This is a genomic window from Shewanella surugensis, assembly GCF_023284005.1.
GTDB classification, from domain to species: domain Bacteria; phylum Pseudomonadota; class Gammaproteobacteria; order Enterobacterales; family Shewanellaceae; genus Shewanella; species Shewanella surugensis.
On the sequence record NZ_JAKIKS010000233.1, the window covers coordinates 1 to 3,756 of the forward strand.

2 protein-coding genes are annotated in these 3,756 nt (G+C 40.4%); one reads left to right on the forward strand and one right to left on the reverse strand.

Translation table 11 applies throughout. The features are described from left to right. Window positions 1-95: 95 nt before the first annotated feature. Window positions 96-2,702: a hypothetical protein gene (locus tag L2764_RS26215; RefSeq protein ID WP_248943286.1), complete on the forward strand. Its 2,607-nt coding sequence runs from the start codon at window positions 96-98 to the stop codon at window positions 2,700-2,702. Between the two features lie 72 nt (window positions 2,703-2,774). On the opposite strand, the gene L2764_RS26220 is transcribed toward L2764_RS26215, so the two are convergent. Next, entirely contained in the window at window positions 2,775-3,401 is a 627-nt protein-coding gene (locus tag L2764_RS26220; RefSeq protein ID WP_248943287.1) for a DUF938 domain-containing protein, read from the reverse strand. Between the last annotated feature and the right edge of the window lie 355 nt (window positions 3,402-3,756).

A 3,756-nucleotide genomic window follows, 5' to 3' on the forward strand; every position in this document is an offset into this window, starting at 1 on the left:
TGCGGTGCGCCAAGTCAGCGAAATAAGCTAAAAAAGGCGAGTTGGGACGATGATTACAGGGCAAAAGTTTTCTTTGGTTAATTATCCGACAAAGTATGCTCCCGCCCTGGCCAACTGATAGGGCGCTTGAAGAGACAGATTTTATTAATTCATTGGCGCTTGTAAAGATCAGTAATGACCCTGCGGCAATAAATAAGCTCAAAACAGTGATATTTAAACTTAATCAAAGCATCACTGAAGATGGTCGCTCACAAATTTTTCCTTATGCAAGATATGATAGTCATTATTCTTATAAAATTGAGAATCAATTAGATGTTCCTTTTAGGCCTTATCGTATGAATTATGAGGCTACAATAACTAAATCCGATCGTCGTGCGAAAAATATGTTGTCTACAGGAGATTTTCAGGGGCAATCTTTGCAATTAGGTGAACCTCTTTATTATAAAACACCGATAATACAAAAACCTTTTTTGATTATGGGGGCGACACCTACACATGTGGATTTTATGTTGCCTGCGGGGAATACCAATGTGGAGCCTCAGTTATCAGACTATCGTGTCGTGAATTTGACCATGGATGGAGATAATTACGTAACTCATTTTGAACAAAAAACATCAAGTTCAAAAGGTTATGAGGTTAAGGATGTGACAACATTAACTCACTCAGTTGCTAGTCAGGTGACCGCTGAAGCGTCTGTTAGTGTTGGTCCTGCTAAAGGTTCGTTTAAAGCAACGGCTGGAGCCGGTTATGTTAATGAAAAAACAGCGGATGAAGCTAATCAGAATACCAGTACTTATTCTACGGATCTGGCTTTAACCGCTGGGAATCAAGACAGAATAGGGGTATTGAGTCAAAGTAAAGAGTATTTCATTTATCCTGTGCTAGGCGGCAGTGTTTGCCCTGAGGGGGATGCCTGTGATGATAGTGAAAAAGGTCAACAATATGTGATGTATACCCGCCAATCTGAAATGTCTCGTGCTTATGTTGATGGCGGTCAAGTGGCTTGGTATCAACCGGTACATGAAGTGAACAATGTACTATCTTACCCGCGTTCATTTACGCAATTAGAAGCGGGTTATGGCAATCCCATTATGGCATTATCACAAGTTGATAATACCTTTTATACGTCTACTGGCAGCAGTAGTTTTAAAATGGCATGGTTGAATGGCACAACGTCTTCAACAAAAACGACCTTGATCAATAAAGGCACTTGGAATGCGGGTTTCAGTGGCTCTTATGGAACGAGTGGCTCCTTTTCAAAATTAACTGGCGTAGGATATACCAATTCATTTGATGTAAAATATGAAGGCTCAGTGACGAGTTCAGGAGTGATAACCGACACCAGTAATTATGAGGCTGGTTCATCGGTTACCGTTGCTTTGCCAAATAGCTTTAGATCGCCAACAGAATATGGCTATCCCATTACGCCTGTTGTTTTTGGTGATAAACTCGATAGCAGCGATATTGTGACGACTGATCCTTTCATGCCTGAGGTGGTGAAGGAAGCCATTGCTGGCAGTGAAACAGGCGCATTAGCGGGTGGGTATATGAAGTTGGGGTATTATGTGGATTTTCGAAATTTACCTAGTAATTATATGGGAACTTGGTGGCGCTCTAAAGAAGGTTTTTCGTCAATTGATATTGGCTTAAATAACCCGACACGTTGGGATACCACAAATTTTAGCACTATATCATTGGATGACGATGGACTAAATTGTTTAACACGCTTTGTGTGTACTATGCCTTATCAGCCAACGGTTTCAGGGAGGGAAAATTTTAGTCCTTTTTATAATATGCGCGGTTTATTTGTCACGCCACAAGGTGGGGGGGAGACACGTTTTGAAGCAGAAGAAGGAGAAAAGTTGAGCTTACAGGTGCGTATTTATAATTACAGTTTAAGGGATATGCCTGCAGGTAGTAGAGTACATGTGCAGTTTTATCGTCAATCTGTCGCCAGCTCTGGTTATTTAGCCCCTGATTCTGCACAGTTGATTGATGAGACATGGTTATCTGAAATTCCTAGTGCGAGCTACAGTTCAGTCTCTATGGATAATTGGAAGATGGCAAAGGTGAATTGGGATACGACGAATGCTCAAGGACGTTATCATTTCTGGGTTGTCGCATGGGCGGAAGATAGTAATGGTAATATGATAGCTGAGCAGCCAGGTAAGGGGTTATCTGATACACATACTTCGCCTCTATTTCGAGATATTAGTGAAGTGCCATTGCAATATGTAACCCTGGATTCTCCTGATTTAGGGGAAGTGAGTATGACATTTACTAACAATGTAGGTATGTACCCACAAGAGTTTAACGTATTACCGAAAGGTATTCCCGTGGTTGCAGCAACTTCAGCAGTGAGCCGTGTGACTACTCTAGGTGATATTGTCGATGATATAACTTTAGTTAACGCTATACCTGTTAACCCCATTATGATAACGGTGAATAATCAAGATGAAACCAGTGTTAATCTAGGCTTGAGTACGCAATATGATACTCAATCACAATTAATATATATTACTGATAGTGAAGATAATATCATTGGTATGCAGCGGGTCGGTCGGATTTTTAAGCATAAAAATGTGAATGTGCCTTTTACCGTTGATCAATGTGGTGATAATACGCTGAATATTCGAATTGGCTCACCTAACCGTGATGCGATAGCCAGTCAATATTTTTCGACGTATGTACAGTGCCATTGATTGATAAACGAGGCTGACTAAATCAAGTGAATAGAGCCACCTTCTGCCGAGGGTGGCTTTTTTGTATGGGTTTCATTGATTTTTAAATGACTCATTTTCTTTTTTAAAATGCAAAAATAAATTATTAGCAGGCATGTTTTCTTTTATCTTTAACTTTAATCCTTGCTGATTAGCCAATCGCTCGATCCATTCGAGCGCTTTAATGCCACTGCTTGGGTTGTTATTTTTAAGATGCACATCGAATTGACGATTACTGTCACTGGAGTAGTGTCCTTGTTGATTAAAAGGGCCATAAATACAGAGGTTGCCTTGTATTGTTAAGTGTTGGCCTACGCCATGAAAAAAGGCTTCGACCATGGCTTTACTCATAATATGCAATGTATTGGCGGTGAAGATGGCATCCACTTTTTGCGTTAAGGGCCATGGTTCAGTGACATCAAGTAATAAAGGTGAGCGCAAGTTATTACTGGGCTGCGCGGTTAACCAATGATGAATGCCTCGATGATAAACCGGTCTATCACTGGTTTGCCAACTCAGATGAGGGAAATGTTTGGCAAAATAAACCGCGTGTTGCCCTGTGCCACTGCCAATTTCTAATACGTTACGACTGTTGGCAAAAATCGGTAAAAGCTGCTCAAGAATAGGGGCTTTATTATTTTCACAGGCTTGTGAAAAATAATCTTGTTGTGTGTGAGACATAAGATCTTCATCTAAGTTAAAAAGTAGATTATGGCGTATTTAGCTCATGATCTCCAAGTGATTTGGCTACCCCAAAACCCGCTAAAGATGCATCTTTAAGTGACTTGGGTATAATTAACCTTTTTTGTGGGACATTAGGAGTCAGTATGACAAAAACCGATAAAAAAACCGATAAAGTTATTCGTGAAGCACTCACCCTAGCGTGCAATGATATTCTAGCAGGTCGTTGGGTTTGAGTGGTTAACCTTAGATTGCCATAATAACCGACACACTTTGGTATAGAAAAGAGGGTTAGCTGCCTATAAGCTTCAATCTCTCACAAAATCGGCCAAGGTTCTCAAATGAAAAACCAATA

Bases quoted from the DNA above. Each gene is read 5' to 3' on its own strand.
- L2764_RS26215 (WP_248943286.1), top strand. From the start codon at position 96: ATGCTCCCGCCCTGGCCAACTGATAGGGCGCTTGAAGAGACAGATTTT.
- L2764_RS26220 (WP_248943287.1), bottom strand. From the start codon at position 3,401: ATGTCTCACACACAACAAGATTATTTTTCACAAGCCTGTGAAAATAAT.